This is a genomic window from Arenibacter arenosicollis (genome assembly GCF_014397245.1).
GTDB classification, from domain to species: Bacteria; Bacteroidota; Bacteroidia; order Flavobacteriales; family Flavobacteriaceae; genus Arenibacter; species Arenibacter arenosicollis.
This window is the reverse complement of sequence record NZ_JACLHY010000011.1, coordinates 40,884-64,151: the sequence shown is the minus strand read 5'-3', so window position 1 is coordinate 64,151 and position 23,268 is coordinate 40,884. Positions and strand designations below refer to the sequence as shown.

17 protein-coding genes are annotated in these 23,268 nt (G+C 38.6%); 13 read left to right on the top strand and 4 right to left on the bottom strand.

The window, feature by feature from the left end; translation table 11 throughout:
* Nucleotides 1–109: 109 nt before the first annotated feature.
* Nucleotides 110–2,527: an endopeptidase La gene (gene lon, locus H4O18_RS12095; RefSeq protein ID WP_187584908.1), complete on the top strand. Its 2,418-nt coding sequence runs from the start codon at nt 110–112 to the stop codon at nt 2,525–2,527.
* Between the two features lie 212 nt (nt 2,528–2,739).
* Nucleotides 2,740–3,432, top strand: a complete 693-nt coding sequence (cmk, locus tag H4O18_RS12090) for a (d)CMP kinase (protein ID WP_187584906.1) — start codon at nt 2,740–2,742, stop codon at nt 3,430–3,432.
* A gap of 98 nt (nt 3,433–3,530) precedes the next feature.
* On the opposite strand, the gene H4O18_RS12085 is transcribed toward cmk, so the two are convergent.
* Complete coding sequence (locus tag H4O18_RS12085) at nt 3,531–3,908, bottom strand: LysM peptidoglycan-binding domain-containing protein (protein ID WP_187584904.1); 378 nt, start codon at nt 3,906–3,908, stop codon at nt 3,531–3,533.
* Between the two features lie 263 nt (nt 3,909–4,171).
* Between H4O18_RS12085 and rpsA the strand changes: the two genes are divergently transcribed.
* From rpsA to H4O18_RS12040, 9 genes are all read left to right on the top strand, one after another.
* The gene (rpsA, locus tag H4O18_RS12080; protein WP_187584902.1) at nt 4,172–6,013 is read left to right on the top strand and encodes a 30S ribosomal protein S1; all 1,842 of its coding nucleotides are present in this window, start codon (nt 4,172–4,174) and stop codon (nt 6,011–6,013) included.
* A 283-nt stretch (nt 6,014–6,296) separates the two neighbouring features.
* On the top strand, nt 6,297–6,836 hold the full coding sequence (gene pyrR / locus H4O18_RS12075; RefSeq protein WP_187584900.1) for a bifunctional pyr operon transcriptional regulator/uracil phosphoribosyltransferase PyrR: 540 nt from the start codon (nt 6,297–6,299) through the stop codon (nt 6,834–6,836).
* 3 nt (nt 6,837–6,839) lie between these two features.
* A complete protein-coding gene (locus tag H4O18_RS12070; RefSeq protein ID WP_103440197.1) occupies nt 6,840–7,766 on the top strand; it encodes an aspartate carbamoyltransferase catalytic subunit in 927 nt (308 codons plus the stop codon).
* Nucleotides 7,767–7,773: 7 nt separating this feature from the next.
* A complete protein-coding gene (locus tag H4O18_RS12065; RefSeq protein ID WP_187584899.1) occupies nt 7,774–8,106 on the top strand; it encodes a ribonuclease Z in 333 nt (110 codons plus the stop codon).
* Nucleotides 8,107–8,261: 155 nt separating this feature from the next.
* Nucleotides 8,262–9,167 carry a ribonuclease Z gene (locus H4O18_RS12060; protein ID WP_187584897.1) on the top strand — a complete coding sequence of 302 codons (906 nt, stop codon included), beginning with the start codon at nt 8,262–8,264 and terminating at the stop codon, nt 9,165–9,167.
* Between the two features lie 263 nt (nt 9,168–9,430).
* Nucleotides 9,431–10,078: a pyridoxamine 5'-phosphate oxidase gene (gene pdxH, locus H4O18_RS12055; RefSeq protein WP_187584895.1), complete on the top strand. Its 648-nt coding sequence runs from the start codon at nt 9,431–9,433 to the stop codon at nt 10,076–10,078.
* Nucleotides 10,079–10,223: 145 nt separating this feature from the next.
* A complete protein-coding gene (locus H4O18_RS12050; RefSeq protein ID WP_187584893.1) occupies nt 10,224–10,712 on the top strand; it encodes a SixA phosphatase family protein in 489 nt (162 codons plus the stop codon).
* The gene (ppk1, locus tag H4O18_RS12045) at nt 10,709–12,787 is read left to right on the top strand and encodes a polyphosphate kinase 1 (RefSeq protein WP_187584891.1); all 2,079 of its coding nucleotides are present in this window, start codon (nt 10,709–10,711) and stop codon (nt 12,785–12,787) included. Before H4O18_RS12050 ends, ppk1 begins: the two co-directional genes overlap by 4 nt.
* A 12-nt stretch (nt 12,788–12,799) precedes the next feature.
* Nucleotides 12,800–13,687 carry a Ppx/GppA phosphatase family protein gene (locus H4O18_RS12040; RefSeq protein ID WP_187584889.1) on the top strand — a complete coding sequence of 296 codons (888 nt, stop codon included), beginning with the start codon at nt 12,800–12,802 and terminating at the stop codon, nt 13,685–13,687.
* Between the two features lie 41 nt (nt 13,688–13,728).
* Here H4O18_RS12040 and H4O18_RS12035 read toward each other — a convergent pair whose 3' ends face one another.
* Nucleotides 13,729–14,310 carry a MiaE family protein gene (locus H4O18_RS12035; RefSeq protein WP_187584887.1) on the bottom strand — a complete coding sequence of 194 codons (582 nt, stop codon included), beginning with the start codon at nt 14,308–14,310 and terminating at the stop codon, nt 13,729–13,731.
* Between the two features lie 176 nt (nt 14,311–14,486).
* Between H4O18_RS12035 and H4O18_RS12030 the strand changes: the two genes are divergently transcribed.
* Nucleotides 14,487–15,344 (top strand): EboA domain-containing protein, encoded by an 858-nt coding sequence (locus H4O18_RS12030; RefSeq protein ID WP_187584885.1) that lies wholly within the window; start codon nt 14,487–14,489, stop codon nt 15,342–15,344.
* An 84-nt stretch (nt 15,345–15,428) separates the two neighbouring features.
* Here the strand turns inward: H4O18_RS12030 and H4O18_RS12025 are convergent, their stop codons facing one another.
* Complete coding sequence (locus H4O18_RS12025; RefSeq protein WP_222942403.1) at nt 15,429–17,375, bottom strand: auracyanin family protein; 1,947 nt, start codon at nt 17,373–17,375, stop codon at nt 15,429–15,431.
* Nucleotides 17,376–17,380: 5 nt separating this feature from the next.
* Nucleotides 17,381–19,270, bottom strand: coding sequence for a 3-keto-disaccharide hydrolase (locus tag H4O18_RS12020; RefSeq protein ID WP_187584883.1), 1,890 nt, complete (start codon nt 19,268–19,270; stop codon nt 17,381–17,383).
* Between the two features lie 435 nt (nt 19,271–19,705).
* Here H4O18_RS12020 and H4O18_RS12015 point away from each other — a divergent pair, with 435 nt between their 5' ends.
* Complete coding sequence (locus H4O18_RS12015) at nt 19,706–23,056, top strand: ThuA domain-containing protein (protein ID WP_187584881.1); 3,351 nt, start codon at nt 19,706–19,708, stop codon at nt 23,054–23,056.
* Nucleotides 23,057–23,268: the final 212 nt, after the last annotated feature.

The following is a 23,268-nucleotide window of genomic DNA, read 5'->3' as shown; positions in this document are numbered from 1 at the left end:
AGGAATGGCGGTGTATAAAGGATTGAATATAAATTATTTTTCTGTCTATAAATGACAGAATGACCGATATAAGAATATGGCTAAAACAAAAAACATAAAATTTGACACTATGTCATTGCATGGGATTGATGAGGAATCTGAATTAATACCCCTGATGACACCGGAGGATGAGGAGGAAATTAATAATGAAAAATTGCCTGAAACCTTGCCTATATTGCCGTTGCGCAATACTGTATTGTTTCCTGGCGTGGTTATTCCAATTACGGCCGGAAGGGATAAATCCATTAAACTAATTAAGGATGCCAATAATGGGTCAAAGGTAATTGGTGTTGTTTCCCAAAAAGATGAGGAAACGGAGAATCCTGGGGTAAAGGATATAAACACCCTTGGTACCGTAGCCAGAATTCTGAGGGTATTACAAATGCCCGATGGAAACACTACGGTGATCATTCAGGGTAAGAAACGTTTTGAAGTGGCAGAAGTGCTTACGGAAAAACCGTATATCACCGCTACTGTTAGGGAGACAAAAGAAGATAGACCGGAACGGAACAATAAGGAATTCAGGGCGATCATAGATTCGATAAAAGAACTGTCCCTTCAGATTATTAGGGACAATCCCAATATCCCAAGTGAGGCCTCGTTTGCGATAAAGAATATTCAGAGCGATTCATTTTTGATCAATTTTGTTTCCTCCAATCTTAATTTGAGTGTAAAGGATAAACAGGAGCTTTTGGAGATCGGAAGTTTGCAGGATAGGGCGTTGGCGACACTTAGGTATATGAACATTGAACTTCAGAAGCTGGAACTGAAAAATGACATTCAGTCCAAGGTGAGAACCGATATGGATCAGCAACAAAGGGAATACTATCTTCATCAACAAATGAAGACTATCCAGGAAGAATTGGGTGGTATTTCTTATGAGGAAGAGGTTGATGAAATGCGGACAAAGGCCAAAAAGAAGAAGTGGAGCAAGGATGTTGGCGAACATTTTGAAAAGGAATTGGCAAAATTGCAACGGATGAACCCCCAAGTTGCCGAGTATTCCATTCAGCGCAATTATTTGGATTTGTTTATAGAATTGCCTTGGAACGAATATTCCAAGGATAAATTTGACTTGAAAAGGGCTCAAAAAATATTGGATAGGGATCATTATGGATTGGAAGATGTAAAGAGGAGAATCATTGAATATTTAGCGGTCTTAAAACTGCGTAACGATATGAAATCGCCTATCCTTTGTTTGTACGGACCTCCTGGAGTTGGTAAAACTTCTTTGGGGAAATCTGTTGCGGAAGCTTTGGGAAGGGAATATGTGCGGATTTCACTTGGTGGTCTAAGGGATGAGGCAGAGATACGTGGTCATCGCAAAACATATATAGGAGCAATGCCTGGCCGAATTGTTCAAAGTTTAAAAAAGGCGGGCAAATCCAACCCTGTTTTTATTCTGGATGAAATAGACAAGCTGTCCAATAGCCATCAAGGAGATCCTTCTTCGGCTATGTTGGAGGTTTTGGATCCGGAACAGAACTATGAGTTTCATGACAATTTCTTGGAAATGGGCTACGACCTTTCCAAGGTAATGTTCATAGCCACCGCCAATAGTTTGGGTGAAATTCAGCCTGCCCTTAGGGACAGAATGGAAATAATCCATGTAACGGGATATACCATTGAGGAAAAGGTAGAAATTGCGAGAAAGCATTTGTTGCCAAAGCAATTGAAGGAACATGGTCTGACTCCAAAAGATTTAAAAATTGGCAAGCCACAATTGGAAAAAATTGTTGAAGGCTATACCAGGGAATCTGGCGTTAGGTCCTTGGAAAAACAAATTGCCAAAATGGTGCGACACGCCGCCAAATCCATTGCCATGGAAGAAGAGTACAATCTTAAGGTTTCCTTTGATGACGTTGAAAAGGTTTTGGGACCAGCGCGTATGGAAAGGGATAAATATGAGAATAATGATGTTGCTGGAGTGGTTACAGGATTGGCATGGACCAGTGTTGGTGGTGATATTCTTTTTATTGAATCCATTTTGTCCAAGGGGAAAGGTAATTTAACTATTACCGGTAACCTGGGTACGGTAATGAAGGAATCTGCGACTATAGCTATGGAGTATATTAAATCCAATTCGGACAGGTATGGTTTAGATCCAGAGGTTTTCGATAAATACAATGTCCATATACACGTTCCGGAAGGGGCTACCCCAAAGGATGGACCTAGTGCAGGTATTACGATGCTAACCTCTTTGGTGTCTTTGTTTACGCAGAAAAAGATTAAAAAGAGTTTGGCCATGACAGGAGAAATAACCTTAAGGGGCAAGGTGCTTCCTGTAGGGGGAATAAAGGAGAAGATTTTGGCTGCTAAGCGTGCAAAAATAAAGGAGATAATTCTTTGTGAGGATAATAGGAAGGATATTTTGGAAATTAAGGAAGACTATTTAAAGGGTCTTACTTTCCATTATGTGACCGATATGCAGGAGGTGATAGATATTGCCATCACAAATGATTCTGTTAAAAATCCTAAGCAACTTTAAGTATTTTATGTAAAATTAATTTAATAAAAGTACCTACCGGCTTACTCGGTAGGTACTTTTTTATTTTGATAAGGATTTTTGCGTAAAGGCCAGCCTTAACAGGTGGTTGGGGATTCGGTGTAAGTTGAATTTGTTAACTTTGAGGTGTTGTCTTGTCAACATTAGCCTTATGCATACTAAGGAATTAAGCAATTCTTGTTATTTTTAGACCCATGGGAAAGATTACTATTGCAATTGATGGATTTTCATCAACAGGAAAGAGTACTATAGCAAAACAGCTGGCAAAAGCACTGGATTATGTTTATGTAGATACTGGCGCCATGTATAGGGCGGTAACTCTTTTTGCCATGCGCCAAGGTTTTATTGGTGGTGAAACAGAGGATCTGGAAGGATTGGGAAATGCGCTCTCTGGGCTAGATCTTAAGTTTGTCTACAATAAATCCCTTGGGTTTTCAGAAATGTATTTGAATGGGGAAAATGTGGAAAAGGAAATTAGGACCTTGCCTGTTTCACAGCAAGTGAGTAAGATTGCTACCATTGAAAAAGTGCGTGTGAAGTTGGTGGCGATGCAGCAAGATATGGGGAAGAAAAAAGGTGTTGTAATGGACGGCAGGGATATTGGCACTGTAGTCTTTCCGGATGCCGAATTTAAAATTTTTATGACCGCATCTCCCGAAACCAGAGCTTCTAGAAGGTATAAGGAACTTTTGGATAGAGGGGAGAAGGTGGCATACGAAGATGTGCTTAAGAATGTTCAAACCCGGGATTATATAGATTCACATCGTGAATTTTCGCCTTTGAGAAAAGCAGAGGACGCCATAGAATTTGATAATAGCGATATGGGTCTAAAGGAACAATTGGAACGAATTTACAATTTTGCGCTCCGTAAAATTGAGGGACACTAGTTTTTTTATTAATCCTGTTAACATTTGGGCGCAGTAAGGAAGTTAATTGCCGATTCGGCCTATCTCCAGACTCCGCCCAAAATGAATTGATTCAGCCTTTAGTTAGGTATGACCAAAACTTGATCTGGATGAATAAGATCCGGATTTTTTAGGATATTGGTGTTGGCCTCAAAAATTTTCTTGTACTTCATAGGGTCACCATAGTATTTTTTGGCAATCTTGCTTAGAGATTCTCCACTTTTTACAGTATGCCGGTGGTAAACACTTTCATCGGCAACGGTAATATTGGCTTTGATGTCAGAAGGATTTTCTCCACCCAATTCTTTGATTTTATCCCACAAAAGGTTCTTTTCATACTGGGTTGCAGCCTGCCCTTTTATTTTTAGAATTCCGGCTTCCTCGGTTACATCCCCACCTTTTATTTTTAGTTCCTCACCAAGGTTCAATACAGCTTGATACTTTGCTTTAACACTCATAATAGTATTTATTTAACGGTTAATATTTAACTATCCAATATAGGGAATCTTGGCATGTTTTTCGTCAATTTGCGCAAAATAGTTAAGTAATTGACACTCATCTCATTTTTAGGTTTGTAAAACCATTTTTTAGTTGTATTTTTGCACTCCTTTTTTAGCAAAGCATCAAGAGAAAAAAGGGACGAAAAGAAAATCAATATAACTTCTTCTGTGGTAATTGTTAACTCTTGTAACTCCATGGAATACAAATTTATAATCAGCAAATGGCTGAAGAAAAAACAACAGTTGAGGTAGAGGAAACTACCGCAGCTACACAAGAAACAAAAGTAGAGGCCCCAGCACAAGATCCAAAAGAGTTTTTGGCTAATTTTGATTGGGACAAGTATGAGCAAGGAATTGAGCGCGTTGATGACACCAAATTAAAGGAATTTGAAGAATTAGTAGCTGAGAACTTTGTAGATACTGCAGACGCAGAAGTAGTACAGGGAACAGTAGTTTACCTAACAGAGCGTGAGGCGATTATTGATATAAACGCTAAATCTGAAGGTGTTATTTCTCTGAACGAATTCCGTTACAATCCTGACCTAAAAGTTGGTGATAAGGTAGAAGTGTTGATCGATATCCGTGAGGATAAAAGTGGACAGTTGGTACTATCCCATAGAAAAGCAAGGACTATCATGGCTTGGGATCGCGTAAATGCTGCTCATGACAAAGAAGAAATTGTTAGTGGTTTTGTTAAGTGCAGAACTAAAGGTGGTATGATTGTGGACGTATTTGGAATTGAGGCATTCTTGCCAGGTTCACAAATAGATGTTAAGCCAATCCGTGATTACGACCAGTATGTAAACAAAACTATGGAATTCAAAGTGGTGAAAATAAACCACGAATTCAAAAACGTAGTAGTTTCCCATAAAGCGTTGATCGAGGCTGATATTGAAGAGCAGAAAAAAGAAATCATCGGTCAATTGGAAAAAGGACAGGTATTGGAAGGTGTTGTTAAAAACATTACTTCTTACGGTGTCTTTATTGATCTTGGTGGTGTAGATGGATTGGTGCATATTACCGATCTTTCTTGGAGCAGAATCAACCATCCAAATGAAGTGGTGGAATTGGATCAGAAATTGAATGTTGTTATCCTTGACTTTGATGAGAACAAGTCTAGAATTCAATTAGGTCTTAAGCAATTGGAGAAACATCCTTGGGATGCTCTTAGCGAAGACATTAAAATTGGAGACAAAGTTAAAGGTAAGGTAGTTGTTATTGCTGACTACGGTGCATTTATCGAAGTTGCAGAAGGTGTTGAAGGATTGATCCACGTTTCTGAAATGTCTTGGTCTACACATTTACGTTCCGCTCAGGATTTCGTAAAAGTTGGTGATCAGGTTGAAGCTGTAGTATTGACCTTGGATAGGGAAGACCGTAAAATGTCTCTTGGAATTAAGCAATTAACTCCAGACCCATGGACTGATATTACTACCAAATATCCTGTTGGATCTAAGCATAAAGGTATTGTACGTAACTTCACTAATTTTGGTGTGTTTGTTGAATTGGAAGAAGGAATTGACGGATTGATCTATATCTCCGATCTTTCTTGGACCAAGAAAATTAAGCATCCATCCGAGTTTGTAACCGTAGGTGATACTTTGGAAGTAGAGGTATTGGAATTGGATGTTGACGGTCGTAAATTAAGTTTAGGACATAAGCAAACTACTGAAAATCCTTGGGATAAGTACGAAACTGAATTTGCTTTGGACACAGTTCACAAAGGAAGTATAGCTGAAATAGTAGATAAAGGAGCCACTATAGATTTTAACGAAGATATCGTTGCCTTTGTACCATCTCGTCATTTGGAAAAAGAAGATGGCAAGAAATTGGTAAAAGGTGAAGAAGCTGAGTTTAAAATCATTGAATTCAACAAAGAATTCAAAAGAGTTGTAGCCAGTCACACTGCTATCTTTAGAGAAGAGGAACAACGTAATGTAAAAGCGGCTGTTAAGAAAGCTGCAGCATCTGCAGATGAAGCTAAGCCTACTTTAGGTGACGCAAACGAAGCTTTGCAAGCGTTGAAAGATAAAATGGAAGCTAACGATAAGAAGAAAAAGTAAGCTTTTGGATTATTGATATATTAAAGCCCTGGCATTTGTCAGGGCTTTTTTTTTGGGATTAATTGAATTAAAATACATATCCCTGCTACCTCGCTACTTGCACATCCCATTTTAGGATCAGTAATTACAGTATCAAGTTTGGCTACAACCCATAGGTACTCAATGGATTGTATGGAAGTGCAAATTCCTTGGTCCGGTATTGAAGAGGTCTTTTGTCTTTATAGCGCCAATATTAAATAGAAATCGCTACTTTTGTAATTCAAAAGCATTGGCCAAATCATCTATGAGTCAAAAAGTATTACTTTCTTCCAAAGAAATAAATATTATCCTGCATCGCTTGGCTTGTCAATTATTAGAAAATCATCTGGATTTTAAAAATACGGTTCTAATAGGTATACAACCTAGGGGCATATTTGTGGCATCGCGCCTAGCTAAGATTCTTCAAGAAGATTATGGAGTAAAGAAAATCGATTTAGGTTTTCTGGACATTACATTTTATCGTGATGATTTTAGAAGAGGGGAGAAGACCTTGGAGGCCAACAAGACTAAAATCGACTTTCTTGTGGAAGATCGGAAAGTAGTTTTTGTAGATGATGTACTATATACTGGAAGAAGTATCAGGGCGGCATTAACGGCTATACAATCTTTTGGAAGACCGTTGGAAATTGAGTTATTAACCCTGATCGACCGCCGATTTAGCCGACATTTGCCCATACAGCCCAATTATAGGGGAAGGCAAGTGGATGCCATTAATGGAGAAAAGGTTAAGGTAATGTGGGAGGAAAATGACGGGGAGGATGTAATATATTTAGTAAAGACATAGCGCATGGGCGAATTAAGTGTAAAACACTTGTTGGGAATAAAGTATCTGAAAGAATCGGATATTCAGCTCATTTTTGAAACTGCAGATCATTTTAAAGAGGTAATCAACCGTTCTATCAAAAAAGTGCCCTCACTTCGCGATATTACCATAGCAAATGTATTTTTTGAAAACAGCACCCGTACTAGGCTTTCCTTTGAACTGGCGGAAAAGAGGTTGTCCGCGGACGTTATAAATTTTTCTGCGGCACAGTCATCCGTGAAGAAAGGGGAAACCTTGATCGATACGGTGAATAATATTCTATCCATGAAGGTGGATATGGTGGTAATGCGCCATCCAAATCCGGGAGCTGGTATATTCCTGTCCAAAAATGTTAAGGCTTCTATAGTAAATGCAGGGGATGGTGCTCACGAGCATCCTACACAAGCTTTGTTGGATTCGTATTCCATTCGGGAGAAGTTAGGTGATGTAGCTGGGAAAAATGTTGTTATCGTGGGTGATATCCTTCATTCAAGGGTAGCACTTTCCAATATTTTTGCCTTACAATTACAGGGGGCTAATGTAAAAGTTTGTGGACCTAAAACCTTATTGCCAAAACATGTAGAATCCTTGGGTGTTACGGTGGAGACCAATTTGCGCAAGGCTTTAAATTGGTGCGATGTAGCCAATATGCTCCGTATACAGAATGAGCGCTTGGATATAAGTTATTTTCCGACGACTAGGGAATATACACAGCAGTTTGGGGTTAACAAGGCCTTATTGGATAGTTTGGACAAAGAAATAGTAATTATGCATCCTGGGCCCATTAACCGAGGTGTGGAGATTACCAGTGATGTAGCTGATTCAAAGCAATCCATTATATTGAATCAGGTGGAAAATGGGGTAGCCATACGTATGGCAGTGATTTATTTGTTAGCGTCAAAAATTAAATAATTGACTTATGATATTGGATAAAGAAGGAAATGTGACCACTGTTCTCCAAGAGAATATTTCATTAAATAAGTTTATTTCCAATTTTAGGGATATTTATCCTAAAATAAAGAACGATCATATTATTATTAATCTCTTTTCCTTTGCAAAACTTACTTCCAATGATGTTTTAGAATTTTTGGAGCTTTCGGATGCGCATCGAAAAAGCAAAAAATCCTTCGTTTTGGTTACCGAAAAGGTATCCTACGATGAAGTTCCGGATAGCATCTGTGTTGTGCCAACCATTCAAGAGGCGAAAGATATTATAGAAATGGAGGAGATTGAAAGGGATTTGGACTTTTAGGAAATTAAAATTTAAAAGGAAAACGGAAGAAGGAATATAGTTGAGGAAATAACCCAATATAAAAGATTGTTGGCGTCAATTTTAATGTACGCCCAAATAAATAACTAGGGTTTAATTTTCAATTTTCCTATTTCCATTTTCAATATTTCATTTTTATGAAACTAACCATATTGGGTTGTTATGCTGCAACACCAAGATCATTGAACAATCCCACATCCCAAGTTCTGGAGATTAAAAATCATTTGTTTTTGATAGATTGTGGTGAGGGAACACAGGTTCAATTGCGAAAAAGTAAGATTAAATTTTCAAGAATCAATCATATTCTAATATCCCATTTACATGGAGATCATTTCTTTGGTTTACCAGGGTTAATTTCTACATTTAGATTATTGGGCAGAACCAATGAGTTGCACATTTATGGTCCCCAAGGAATAAAGGAGGCTATTACCTTATTTTTGAAATTGGGCGATTCATGGACCAATTATCCACTTATTTTTCACGAGTTATCATCAACAGAGCCCGAAAAGATTTATGAGGATAAAAAAGTTACCATCACAACAATACCGTTGGATCATAGGATATACACCAATGGGTTTTTGTTTAAAGAGCAGTTGGCGGAACGAAAATTGAATATAGCGGCTGTTGCCAAATACAAAATTGATAAATGTTATTTTCAAAATATAAAGAACGGCAAGGACATTGTTTTGGAAAATAATCAGGTAATTCGCAATGCCTTATTGACATTTGATCCACCGGCACCCAAGAGTTATGCCTTTTGTAGTGATACTGCTTATTCGGAGAAGATTATTCCTTTGATCATTAATGTGGATGTGTTGTATCATGAAGCCACCTTTTTGGAGAGTGAAAGGAAATTGGCCCCGAAAACAAAACATGCCACAGCCAAGGAGGCTGCCGCCATAGCAAAAGCCGCCAATGTTGGGATGTTGATTTTAGGTCATTTTTCTACCAGATATGCCTCACTGGAGCTTTTTAGGGAAGAGGCCAAAACCATATTCCCCATGGTAGAACTTGCAGATGACGGCAAGGAGTTTGAGCTTTAATTACAATCACCTACTTTCTAATTGGGGTCTATAGTTTCAAATCATTATTAGTCGTTCAGAGATAGATGAAGGGTGTCCGGCTATTATTGTTGCTTATTGTACTCTTTTGAGCCACTTATTATAATCCTTTAAATATGCAGTGTTTTATTTGTCATTCCTGGGGTGAAAGACCTCAAAAAAAACTGGGCTTAGTTTTCGTGTTTCAGTTTGTTTTATGCAATTTTGTATAGTAACTTTCATGATATAATTATCCAAGAGGACACATGCAAAAAGACCTAGGGAATTACAGAAAATCCTATGAGAAAAGCGCGCTTACCGAAGAGGTAATTTCTGATAACCCTATGGAGTTATTTCAGAAATGGTTTTATGAGGTAGAGGCATCCGAGGGGGTAGATGAACCCAATGCCATGACGGTATCTACCATTGGTTTGGATGGTTATCCCAAAAATAGGGTTGTCCTACTAAAAAAGTACACTTTTGAAGGCTTTATCTTTTATACCAATTATGAAAGTGAAAAGGGGAGGGCCATAGCACATAATCCCAATATGTGCATTTCATTTTTCTGGCCTAATATGGAAAGGCAGATTATTATAAAGGGAAAGGCCGAGAAAATAGCTGAAAATTTGTCGGATGGCTATTTTGAATCCAGGCCGGACGGCAGTAAACTGGGAGCCATAGTATCCAATCAGAGCCAGGTAATTCCAAGTAGGGAGTTTTTGGAGAAAAAATTAAAGGATTTGGAGAAGGAGTATGAAAATAAGGAGATAGAACGTCCCAAGTATTGGGGTGGATTTATTGTGAAGCCTATTTCCATGGAATTTTGGCAGGGAAGGCCCAATAGATTGCATGATAGAATACGTTATAGTTTACAGGATAATTTTGATTGGAAAATAGAAAGATTGGCGCCCTAATTACTTCATGTCCTTGGATTGTGATAGCAGCGGGAAGGCATAAACAAGTATATATTATTTAATGAAACAAACATTAAAAGTTTATAATGTAAGAGCAAAGGGGTTACCTATGATTTCAATTTTTTAATTAAAAAGACTTCAACGTATGAAAACGGTAATATTGGTTAGACACGGAAAATCGTCTTGGGAATATAATGTTTCGGATAGGGATAGACCACTAATGGAAAGGGGCATCAAAGATGTCAACAAAGTGGCAAAGGCATTTCAGTCGGAATTGACACCTATCGAAGCTGCTTATTCAAGTCCCGCCAATAGGGCCATGCATACTGCTATGATTTTCCTCAGAAGCTTAAGCTTTCCATTTGCAAATTTTGAATTGTCCAATGAACTATATGATTTTTCCGGTGAGGATGTTCATCGGTTCATATTGGGATTGAACAATGATAAGAATACAGTTATTATTTTTGGACACAATGAAGCCTTTACACATATTGCCAATTCCTTAGGAAACATGTATATTGACAATGTTCCCACAAGTGGGCTGGTACAATTAAAATTTGACACTAACGATTGGAGTGCCGTTACAAAAGGGATTACGGTACGGACACTTTTTCCAAAACAATTAAAAGAATGATTAAGAGTAAGAATCAATATATAAACAGAGAAATTAGTTGGTTAAGTTTTAATGAGAGGGTTTTACAAGAAAGTGCTGATAAGAATGTTCCTTTAATAGAGCGACTTCGATTTTTAGGAATATTTTCCAATAATTTGGATGAGTTTTTCAAGGTTAGGTATGCTACCGTGAAAAGAATTGTGGAAGCAGGCAGAACAGGAAAAAGTGTTTTGGGAGGTGAAACCGCAAAGGATTTATTGGAAGAAATTACCGATGTCGTAATTAAACAGCAAACCAAAAGCTTAAAAATACTTAGTGACATAGAAAAGGAATTGGAGGGTCAAAATATTTTTTTGGTCAACGAAAAAAAGATAACCGAGGCCCAATGTTCTTTTATCAAGAATTATTTCATTGAAAAGGTAAGTCCTGTCCTGATGACAATAATTTTAAACGATTTGGCAGGCTTTCCGATGTTGAAGGATACAGCGGCTTATCTGGCTGTAAAATTGATTTTAAAGCAACACCCTGATAGTAAAACAACCGCCAAAGAGAAGCGTTATGCGCTTATTGAGATCCCCAAGGGTATAGATCGTTTTGTGGTGCTTCCGAAGGAGGGCGATAAAAATTATATCATGATTTTGGATGACCTTATCCGATATTGTCTTGGGAGTATTTTTAATATGTTCGATTACGAATCCATATCGGCTCACATGATTAAAATTACACGTGATGCCGAGTTGGATATGGATAACGATTTAAGTAAAAGTTTTATTGAAAAAATATCCTCTAGTGTGGAACATCGAAAAATAAGTGATCCCGTTCGTTTTGTTTACGATAAAAGTATAGGAAAGGACACACTTGAATTTCTAAAAGACAAAATGGACATTGAGGACACGGATAGTGTAATTCCCGGAGGAAGGTACCACAACAGACGTGACTATATGGGCTTTCCCAGTTTGGGACGAAATGATTTAATGTATGATAAGATTACTGCCTTGCCTGTTAAAGGAATTTCCATGGAAGGCAGTCTTTTTGAGAGGATTTCGGAAAAGGATTTCTTACAGTACACACCCTACCAGACCTTTTCCTATATTATTAAATTTTTAAGGGAGGCTGCCTTGGATCCCAAGGTTAGAAATATTAAGATTACGGTATATAGATTGGCAGATAACTCGCAGGTAGCTGCTTCTTTGATCAATGCCGTAAAAAATGGAAAACACGTAACCGTGCAGATAGAATTGCAGGCCAGATTTGATGAGCAGGCCAATATAGAATATGCGGAACAGTTACAGGCAGAGGGTGTAAAACTGATCTTTGGTGTTCGTGGCCTAAAAGTGCATAGCAAAATATGTTTGGTAGAAAGGGAAGAAGGTTCACATACTAAACGATATGGGTTTGTTAGTACCGGAAACTTTAATGAATCAACCGCCCGTATCTATACGGATTATACCTTGTTTACCGCCCATGATGGAATTTTAAAGGAATTGAATAAGGTTTTCGATTTCTTTGAGACAACCTATAAGATCAATAAATACAAACATCTCATAGTTTCTCCGCATTACACCAAAAATGTTTTCAAGAAATTGATAGATAAGGAAATTCAATATGCGAAGGCAGGCAAAGAAGCGTACATTAAAATTAAAATGAACAGCTTTACCTCCTATAAAATGGTGGATAAACTTTATGAGGCAAGTAGGGCAGGCGTAAAAATCCAACTTATTATCAGAGGTGTCTGTTGCTTGGTTCCAGGGGTTAAGGGGATGAGCGAAAATATAGAGGCCATTAGTATTGTGGATAAATTTTTGGAGCATCCAAGGGTTTTTATTTTTGGTAATGATGGCAATTCCAAAGTGTATATATCCTCGGCGGATTGGATGACGAGAAATTTGGATTATAGGGTAGAAGTAGGAGTGCCCATTTACGATGCAGATGTAAAGCAGGAGCTTTTGGATACTTTTGATATCTCCTGGAGGGATAATGTTAAGGCCAGGGTCTTTTCTGAAAAGCATGACAATGCCTATAGAAAGAACAATAACTCAAAAGTGCGATCCCAATTCGCGACCTACGATTACTACCTCAATAAATTGAATTCTTAAAAAATAACTCAATTGATAGTACGGAAATATGCCGCAATAGATATCGGTTCCAATGCCATACGTTTGCTTACACATAACGTAATAGAAGAAGAGGGGAAAGAAACCCTTTTTAGAAAAAGTGCATTGGTGCGATTGCCAATCAGATTGGGGGAAGATGTCTTTAAAAATGGGACCATTTCCAAGCGTAATGAGGAGCGCTTGTTAAGTGCCATGAAGGCATTTCAACTTTTAATGGAGGTTCATGGGGTGGAAAAATATATGGCATGTGCCACTTCGGCCATGAGGGAGGCGGATAATGGACAGGTGGTTATTGATAATATTTTGGAGGCTTCGGGAGTAAAAATTCAATTGATCGATGGGGAAAAAGAGGCTTCTATCATCGCATCTACAGATCTTAAGAATTTGATAAGGAAAGATGAGACTTATCTTTATATTGATGTTGGGGGAGGTAGCACCGAATTTACGGTCTTTTCCGAAGGGAAAATAAAAATTTCCGAATCCTTCAAAATTGGAACCGTTAGGCTCCTAAATGGTATGGTGGATGAAGAAATGTGGAATGAATTGGAACTGTGGTTAAAGAAACATGTTAAAGGGCTGCCCAATTTATCGATCATTGGTTCAGGGGGCAACATTAATAAATTACATAAAATGTCGGGTAGAAAGGAAGGTGAGTCGCTTTCCTATATTTGGCTTAGGGCACAATATCATTTTTTGTCCAGTTTAACATTTGAGGAAAGGGTCTCGGAATTGGGATTAAATCCGGATAGGGCGGACGTAATAATTCCGGCTACCGAGATTTTTGTTTCTTCTGCCAAATGGATCGGGGCCAAAAAAATTCATGTACCCAAAATAGGGTTGTCCGATGGAATTATTAAAACCCTTTACTACGCCAAAAAATAGGTGTTCATAGTATAGATATTCCTTTGTGGCTGCAATGAATTTTAGCCATGGACCGATTCATTCTTACCCAGATCCTTCATTATGGAAGCCTCATAAGATAGAAGCTCATCCCATTTCTTGTCCACTTCTTTACGGTCTCCATACTTACGGGCAAAATTTAGGAACATGGTATAATGTCCGGCCTCACTTACCATTAGTTTATGGTAGAAATCTGCCAACTCTTTATCCTTTAATTCCTCGGAAAGTAACCTGAAGCGTTCACAGCTGCGAGCTTCAATCAATGCGGCATATAATAAACGATGGACCAGTTGGGTTGTTCTACTACCACCTTTTGGAAAGAATTTTAATAGGGCCACCACATACTCGTCCTTTCTATCCCTTCCAAGAGTTTTTCCCCGAGCTATAATACGATCGTGTACCATTTTAAAATGTCCCATTTCTTCCCGGGATAGCGCTATCATTTCCTGGGTAAGTTCCGTATACTCAGGAAAGCTGACAATTAAGGAAATAGCTGTACTAGCCGCCTTTTGTTCGCAATAGGCATGATCTGTCAATATTTCGTCGATATTTTTTTCAACAATATTGACCCATCTGGGGTCTGTGGGTAATTTTAAACCTAGCATAGTGTAAATTTCTTTTCAAAAATAGAAAGAATACCATAAACCGCAGTAATTTATGATGATATAGTTTTATATTTAAGCCTTCTTGGTAAGCAGTGCAAATTAATTTGAATTGCCAAAATTACCTAAGCATGGTCTTATCAATACATTTGGTTTAACAATAAAAAGTATCTTATTATATGTTATTTGAAAATATTGGTTCACAGCTCCTCAAAATTTTGGAGGATAATGTGGATAAAGAAAATAAGCAATGGCTATTGTCCAAAATAGAAAGCATTGTGGAAACGGAGTCAACTAAGGATCTGTATTTGACCTATAGTCTGGTTCCTACCAAAATTAAAACGGAGAAAGATTTTTCACTTTTATTGGATGACAAAAAATTAAAGGCATATCTGGAAATTCAACAAGCGAACCTTCAGCAGATTGCTAGAATTTTCCTGCTTTACAAGGTATTGGAGGCAAAGGAAGAATTTTTTAAAGCCAAGGTGGCAAATATTATAGAAGTGGCCGACAAGAGTGAATTGGAAACCTTTTTGAAATTTCTGGTGTTGCTGCCGAATCCCGAAAATTATAAATATCAGGCCGTGGAGGCACTTCGGACCAATATTGCAACCGTTTTTGATGCTATTGCATTGAACAATCCTTATCCTGCACTTTATTTTAATGAGCAGCAGTGGAACCAAATGTATCTAAAGGCGGCATTTATGCAACAAAACCTTAATGACATTGTTCAGGTAGATAAAAGGGCAAATAAGGAACTTACAAGAATTATTTCCGACTATGCTCACGAACGATGGGCGGCATCAAGGGAAATAGATCCCTGCTTTTGGAGGCCAGTGGGCAATTTCATGGACGAAAAATTGCTAAAGGATATGAAAAGGTTATTTTCCAGTGATAATCTGGCCGAGAGAAAAGCCGCAAGTCTATGCTGCCATAATTCCAATTTTAAAGAAGCAAAAGCTTTGTTGGTAGAATTCCCTGACCTATTAAAGGGTATTGAAAATGGAAGTATTACTTGGGAGAATATCAAAGTATAATCCTGTACTATAAGTAAAAAGAGCGGTTAAAAAGTACTTTATAGTACTTTTTAACCGCTCTTTTTTATTGAGCCTTCTTGGAATTTACTTCTTTAATGAATTGATCCACCCTGCAATTTTTAGAGCTTCGTCCTCGGGCACATGTGGCATGGGTGCCATTGGGGTAGCGTATTCCGGCCAATTTTTGGGTTGTGGATTGTAAATTAATTCCACAATTTTTTCATTGTCGTAATTACGTTTTGAAATTTCGGTAAAGGAAGGGCCAATGACCCTCTTGTCCTTATGATGGCATGCCACACAAGTATTGGTCATTAATAGAGGCTGCACTTCAGCGTCCGTCAAAATCTTACTATTAACTGTTGTCCTTTTAGGTGTCGTTTTCTTGATACTAACCGCTTTTTTTAATAGACTGGAGCGTTTGGTAGACAGTTCCGAAACCGGAACCGTAGCACCCTCTGGTATATTGTTCAAGGTGTAGTACAAGGTAGGATGTAAGATAGTATTGCCCGTTTCTTTGGCCTTTAGCCCTGGTAACATTATTTCATGTACATAGTATTGACGAAGATTGTCTATAACTACACGCACTTTCATTCCGTCATCGCTTACTTTAACCCCTTTGATTTTGATCTCCTCAATATTGGTTTGCGGACTTCCATAGGCCGCATGATATTTGTAGATGTAGCTCTTGCCAAAATAGGAATCCAGATCCTCGGCCGAAGCTTTGTCTACCGGTAATGTAAATTCAATTTCAAAACCATCAGGCATTGCGCTTACTGTTTTCATTTCAAATGGTGTGCGTCCTGTCCATGTCAGGTATTCCAGACCAGAATTGGTGGTGCCGGCAGATCCCCAACCTCTATTGGTTTCTCCAACAAAAAGTCTTCCTTCGTTATCAAAATCCATCCGCATTACTCCAGATTGAAAGCCTGTCCTAAAGTCGAATGCCACTCCTTGATATTCCCCATTAACTTTTTCGAGAACTACCCTCATAATTTTACTTTGCCCCATGTCCCCAACAAGTAATTGGCCATTAAATGGCCCAAATTTACCCTGGGTCTTGTCCACTTTAATTTCAGAATTTGATATTCCCAAAATGCCATGTGGTAAGATTACAGCGGGTAATTTCAATTCAGGGAAGGATTTCTTTATTTCATATGCAAAATCAGGATTTGCTTCATCCCTAATATTTTCCGGTTTCACATACCTGCCATTTACCTTGACTTGTCTTTTGTCTACCTTGCTGTAAAATTCTTCCTCCGTAAGTTTAATTGGTGAATCCTCGTGACCTGTCCATCTTAGTCCTGCAGGGTGTCCTGCAAAAGTACCTTTGGTAAGATGCCAGATGGCCCCGGAGCCTACCCAATCCCCCTGGTTTTCAGTATAAAATAATTCATCATTCACCAAACCATAGCCGGCAGGAGACCGCATTCCAGTGGCCCAAGGTTCCATCTTGCCATCCTCGGTGATTTTCATTGTCCAGGCCCTCCATGGTACCCTGCTTTCGCCCCTCCACCATTCTTCATCGCCAAAGGCAACATTGGCGGTAACGAAAAAGGTATTATCGGGTGCCAGTACAGGGCCAAAGGAATATTCGTGATAGTGGGTGGAAACAGGCCAGGCATAAATGGTCTTGTATTCATCAGCAATATCATCCCCGTTGGTGTCAATTAGTTTGGTTAGCTCGCCTCTTTGTGCGGTGTAAAGAGCTTGGTCATGGTAGGCAAGTCCCAAGGGTTCATGTAGACCGGAAGCGAATTTTTTGAATGTTGGCGAAACCCCGTTAGCCATGGACGGATTTTCAATGATCCAAACATCTCCACGTCTTGTACACACGGCAAGATTTCCATTGGGAAGGGATAAAACACCTCCGCCTTCCATTTGGACTCCCTCTGGTGTTGGTACAGTTGTTAATCTATAGTAATCGTCTTCACTGGAAGCATTTTGAGCGACTAAAATTGTTGCTGTAAGCATCATCGCCAGGAAGCCAAATGTCTTTATGATCGTATTTGTTTTTTTTGTTATGGTTCTCATATCTCTTACCAAATTATTTCATATTTAATAGTGCTGCCATCCACGGGAATAATTATTTCCGCTTCATCATTTACTTCTCTAAGAATAGGCTCTTGTCCAGAAAGTACTTTTACGTAGAATTGATGATTATCAACATCGAATGACCCGTCAGCTAATTTCTTGGCTTTTCCTGAAGCAATTTTATAATACCAATTGGGTTTTCCGGTTTGGGAAAAACTAACTTCATTGATCAGATGGGTATTTTTGTCATTGGGATAGATTTTGTTCTCTACCTCAACGCCTTTGTAGGTATATTTAAAGATAGGAAGTCCGTTGACTGGGTCCATAGTATACCCGTTGGATTTAAAGTCTGGAGCGCTTCCCGTTTTAGGGAACGGACTTTGCAAGTCCGCTAGTTCGGCCAAAGGTTGATTTAAAAAAGTCCATTGTACGGCGCCATTAGGTTTAAAAGATCCGTTACCTCGACTGTGCCACATTGGGGTAGCATCAACAAAAGCACCGCGCCACATACCAATAAGATTTTCGGCGCCCATATCATATACAAAATTAATTCCCTCAGGGGTCCCGAGGCCTATGGTGTGGGAAAGCCGCTCCTCATTGCCTTTAAAACTTACAAAGCCCCTTAACATACGTGGAGTTGCCTCGGCGTTGACCAAAATTGGGGAAACGGAACTTATATCGGGTGGATAGGAATCGTAAACATGAAATTTTTTATGATTGGTACTAGCCGTTGCAATTGAAAGGCCTAATCTAGGTGCTCTCCAGCCTGCATTTTTTATGTTGGTCAATGTAAATACATGCTCTCCCGCATTTAAAGAAACGGTTTTCTCCAAATTTTCTTGGGCATCCGAGGAATTATTGGTGGCAATGGTTTTGCCGTCCAGACTAAAATCTATTCCTCCTGTATATCCTATGGAAAAGAGGTAGTCATCGGCTTCCGGAATATTAATTTTACCCGTATAGGTAATGCCATACCGGTCTTCTTCATGTACAACATTAATATCTATTAATTCCCCTGATTGTTTTTCCGACGCCACTGCACCTTCCAATTCTTCCAAGCCCTTAAAATCGCCTTTATAGGTGATGTAACTTAAATCCGATAAAGTGACTTGCGATTCTTTTAATAGCTGATAATTAATATTCCGAAAAGCCATAGGACCATGGTCTCCTTGAATCATTAGTGGGCCCATTGCGGTTTCTTCTGTAGAAATAGGACCGCCTGTTGGCAATGGAACTTCCACATTGCTGTGGATTAATACACCGTTCAATGTTACGGAAACAAATTTTGCATTTGCAATTTTTTCTCCGGAATCATTGAATTTTGGAGCCTCAAAGTGGATTTTGATCTTTTGCCATAATCCCGGTGCCTTTGCCGGATTGCTCAACGGAGTAATTCCTAGAAATTTCTTTGATGGCTCTTCTTCCCAATTTCTATGGATGCCCCCAAAATCATAGGATGTAGGATTTAAAATACCCCAGCTGTCTTTTATTTGCAATTCATAACGGCCTTGTAAATATATTCCTGAATTTGAGCCATTGGGTATTAGGATTTCCATTTCCAATTTTATATCGCCGTGTTCCCACTGGGACAAAAGATGGTCTTTTTGCGTAAAGGAATAATCGTTGAACAAAACACCCGTTCCTGGTTCAATGTGTATGGGATGTACTGTTTCTTTTGACTTTTTTTGTCTTCGTTTTTCCTTTTTGGATAAATTAATAGGTTCCGGATCCTGATGCGTGTGAACGGTAATGTTGCGGTCGGCAACTACATCCCCCACTATTTTCCAATTATTGCCCGGGTCTCTAAAATCGTTTAAGTTTTCCAGCGATAATTGTTCTTGGGACAACATGCTAAATCCAGAAAAAAGTAATAGGATTGCTAGTTTGATTTTCATTGTGATAAACTTGATTATTAAAAATAGGATCTAAAGGTATCATTATTCACAGTTTAATAATAAGGTCATCTGGAATTTAACATTTAGTGCATATTTAAGTTTTTTTTATGGACCAGTAGATAGGTCGGCTCGGTGACTTTCGGTTGGTTTATTAATATTTTAAGCTTTTGTTTTTGAGTTTTTACAGTTTAAATTAAAAAGGAGCTGGCAAAGGTTAAATATGAGAGCAGGTTCGTATTTTTTGCTAGGATTTTGTAAAATTATTTTTAAATGATTTAAATTGCTGCATTATTCATTGATACAATGGGGAAAAGGCAAAAATAGTATCAATAAAGGCATATATTGTTCCGCGATGGATAGATTTTAAGGTTAAAATACCAATGCTAAAGCAAGGATTGGAGTTCTATTATTCATTAATCAAATTAAATAGGTAACATGGCTAACATTTCAAAATCACTATTAATACTGATCTTGGTAGGTTTTCTTGGTTCTTGCACGTCCAAAGAAGAAAAAGTATTGGTGTTTAGTAAAACGGAAGGATTTAGACATGGTTCCATCGAGGCAGGGGTGGTAGCTATGAAAAAGTTGGGAGAGCAAAATGGTTTTTCCGTGGATGCTACCGAAGATGCAACTTATTTTACTGAGGAAATACTTCGGCAATACTCGGCCGTTGTATTTTTAAATACCACGGGAGATGTTTTAAATGAAGTGCAGCAGGCCGATTTTGAGAGATATATTCAAGCGGGCGGTGGATTTTTTGGTATTCATGCCGCCACGGATACTGAATACGGTTGGCCATGGTACAATAAATTGGTCGGAGCATATTTTAAAGGGCATCCGAAAACTCAAGAAGCTAAGTTGAATATTGTGGACAAAAGCCACCCTGCAACAAAATTTATGGCAGATACATGGATGAAGACAGACGAATGGTATAATTTCAGGGATATCAATCCAGATATTAAGGTCTTAATTGAAATTGACGAAAGCAGTTATGAGGGAGGAGAAAATGGGGAGCACCATCCTATATCTTGGTATCATGACTTTGATGGGGGTAGGTCATTTTACACAGAAATGGGGCATACCGATGCTACCTTTGAAAATCCTGATTTTCTAGATCATGTTTTAGGTGGACTTCACTATGTAATCGGGAAAGATAATTTGGACTATAGTAAGGCGAAAACAGAAAGGATTCCAGAGGAAAACAGGTATGTGCGCACGGTGCTGGATTTTAACCTGAACGAGCCTATGGAACTCGAAGAATTGCCTAGTAGGGGAATTTTATTCGTAGAAAGAAGGGGAGCTTTAAAACTCTACGATTTTAAGGAGGAAAAAACAAAGCAAATAGCTCAACTGAATTTGTTCTATGGCAATGAAGACGGATTATTGGGTATTGCAGTTGACCCAAATTATCAGAAAAATAATTGGATCTATTTATTTTATTCCGCACCTGGTGAAATATCGGAACAACGTATTTCAAGATTTACTTTGGTTGGAGATTCGTTGGATTTAGCGTCTGAAAAAAATCTTTTGACCATTCCAACATTACGTAAATGCTGCCACAGTGGAGGTGCATTGGAATTTGGTCCTGATGGTAACTTATATATCGGTTTGGGTGACAATACCAATCCTTTTGAGTCTTCTGGGTATGCGCCTATAGATGAAAGGGAGGGTAGAGCCTTATGGGATGCTCAAAAATCAGCGGCTAATACCAATGATCTAAGAGGTAAAATACTAAGGATTAGGCCAGAGGATGATGGCACTTATTCTATACCCGAGGGCAACCTTTTTCCAGTAGGCACTCCAAATACAAGGCCGGAAATATACGTAATGGGTAGCCGAAACCCCTTTAGATTTTCCATTGATAGTTCAACAGGCTATCTCTATTGGGGCGATGTTGGTCCGGACGCGGGTAAGGGCGACCCCAACCGTGGACCTCATGGTATGGGCGAATTTGACCAAGCCCGAAAAGCTGGGAATTGGGGATGGCCATATACCCGAGGAAACAATCAGCCGTACAATGATTATAATTTTGCTACGGAAACTTCTGGAAAAAAATTTAACCCTGCCAAATTAATAAATGATTCACCAAATAATACAGGTATAAGGGAGCTTCCACCTGCGCAGGAATCAATGATATGGTTTTCCTATGCTGCTTCTGAAGAATTTCCTTGGTTGGGCTCTGGAGGAGTTAACCCTATGGCGGGTCCTATTTATCATGCCTCCAATTATCCCAATGCCACGAATAATTTTCCAGAATATTTTGAGAATAAGATTCTCTTGTATGAATGGATGAGGGATTGGGTCTATGTAGTGACCCTGGATGAAAATCACAGCTATGTAAAGGCAGATCCATTTATGCCTAGTAGTGAGTTTTCCCATCCAATGGACATGCTTTTTGCTTCAGATGGCAATCTTTATGTTCTTGAATATGGACAAAAATGGAATTCACAAAATATGGATGCCCGTTTAAATAGAATAGGTTATGTAAGTGGCAATCGCAAACCTGTGTCTAGGATAACATCGGACAAAATGGTAGGAGCCCACCCCTTTACTGTACGCTTCTCCGGAAGTTCTTCTGAGGATTTTGATAAGGATCAATTAAAATACGAATGGTTCTTTAATTCGGATGAGGTCCAAGATACTTCAATGGAGCCCAGTTTTACATTCAATGAACCTGGGAATTATACGGTCCGTTTAAAGGTTACCGATGAAGCTGGAAATACGGATATATCCAACCAGAGAATATTGGTTGGGAATGATATCCCCGAATTAAAAATTGAATTGGACACCAAGAACAAGACCTATTGGGATGGACGAAAAGTGGCCTACAAGGTTGTTGTGACGGATAAGCAGGATGGCAGTACTTTGGACGGTACCATTGATCCCAAGGAGGTTAAAGTTACCTTCGATTATATTCCGGAAGGTAAAGATATGGTTATGGCTACCTTAGGTCATCAACAGAACACCATACCGGAAGGTAAATTAATTATGGACAATACGGACTGTAAAGCATGCCATGCGGTAAACGTAAAGGTCAATGGACCTACTTATGAGGAAATTGCAGCTCGGTATTCATCGGCGGACAAAAATTATCTAATAGATAAAATTATCAAAGGTGGCTCTGGGGTTTGGGGAGAAAGTATGATGTCTGCCCACCCTCAATTAAAGGTAGCAGAGGTAGATAAAATAGTGGATTACATTCTTTCACTGGATCCAAAAATGGGCAAAAATGAAAACTTGCTTCCCCTATCCGGTGAAGTTGCCTTTAACGCCCATAAGGCAAAAAGGAGCCAAGGAAAGTACGTTTTAATGGCTTCATATTCGGATAAAGGAAGTAAAGCGCAGCCAGAATCCTCCTTGTCGGCTAGGGATCAAATAATATTTAAATTTCCAAAATTTGAAGGAGTTAATGCGGATGAGAAAAGTGGTGGATTAAGTAAATGGGAAGTGGAGGGTGAAGAAGTAATAGGATCCATAAAAAATAATTCTTATTTGAAATTTAACGACATAGGATTGGAGGGTCTAAAAAATATAGAACTATTCATGTATTTCGGCGCAGACTATCCATACGAGGGAACCGTTGAAATAAGGGAAAATAGTTCTAGCGGTAACCTTATTGGAAAAAGTTCCTTGAAGTATTTTAATAAGGAGCATGGTGCCAAGAAGAAATATGATATTCCGGTAAAGCCCTCTTCGGATTTTGATGCTATATACCTGGTGTTTAAGGGAGCCGGGGACAAGGAACAAATTATAGGGAATTTTAGCTCCATGATGTTGATATATTAATTCGTGGATCGGAATTGTAGTTAGGGTGATTTTTTCAGTCGGAATTTCAGAACTGCAATTTGATTTACTGTTAAAACACTTTTAAAATGGAGTTGTTATAAGCGTTAAACCCCATTATTTAATTAACTTTAACGGTTGGAATTGCTATTAAAAATATGGATTTCTCAGTTTTTTATGATTTAGTCCGATTGGGGTAGTGAAACATTTTAATT